The sequence below is a fragment of the Thalassolituus marinus genome, assembly GCF_020320395.1.
Lineage (GTDB): Bacteria > Pseudomonadota > Gammaproteobacteria > Pseudomonadales > Oceanobacteraceae > Venatoribacter > Venatoribacter marinus.
The window spans coordinates 1-756 of record NZ_JAEDAH010000098.1 but is presented as its reverse complement, the minus strand read 5'-3'; the positions used below and the strand labels follow the sequence as shown (position 1 = coordinate 756).

Genomic DNA, 756 nt, shown 5'->3' with positions numbered 1-756 from the left:
AACGATACTTCCCTTAGGAAAATCAAATTTTCGTCCTTCTATCATGTCGTTTTCATTGCCATCACTAAGCGCCACGAACTCTGGTATCAGAGTGCCATGATTCAGGCCGACACTCAGTTTCACGTTCGCAGTGTCATCCCGGTGTGCGGCCCATGGAAAGAGATTCAACGCCAGATCAATCGCGCTGGCATCCAGCGAATAGAGAGGATTCTTGAACCGGAATTTGTGTTTTCCCGGTGTATTTTTACAGCGGGCAAGCAACTTTCCGAACAGTCCCTGATAAAGCTCTGCCGGCTGCTTTTCATTCAGCCGGGCGAGTGTAGAGCGAGCAATTGGCTTAGCTCCAAGGTGGTAAAGCTTGTGGCGTTGAGCTTCCAGGTTGGCGTGTATGTCCCTCAAGCTCTGCCGATCAGAAACCTGAGATATGAACATGCCAATGAACTGATCCCACCGCGTAGCAGAGCGCAGCTTCTGGCCGGAATGATGTATTTTTGCGAGGGACTCAAATTCATGTCTCGAAACAGGTTTGAGCAACTGATGAAAAGCGGTGTTATGATGTGACAAAGCCTGGTTCCTTGTTTTTTCTGGTGTGTGGTAACAACAGAATAACACTCGGAATCAGGCTTTTTCATTTGCTGTCCCAAACTGTGGGACAGCAGTGCACCGTAAGGTGGCTTTTTTATGGTTCATCGCACTTTACCGGGAAACGCCGCTTTGATTTTCAAAAAGAAGTAGTCGTTGTCCCGGTACCCATAC

At 48.3% G+C, this 756-nt stretch carries 1 protein-coding gene; it reads right to left on the bottom strand.

What is annotated here, in order from left to right; genetic code table 11:
- A partial coding sequence (locus I9W95_RS15880) for a DUF4372 domain-containing protein (RefSeq protein WP_225676647.1) occupies positions 1-564 on the bottom strand: 564 nt, incomplete at its 3' end.
- Between the last annotated feature and the right edge of the window lie 192 nt (positions 565-756).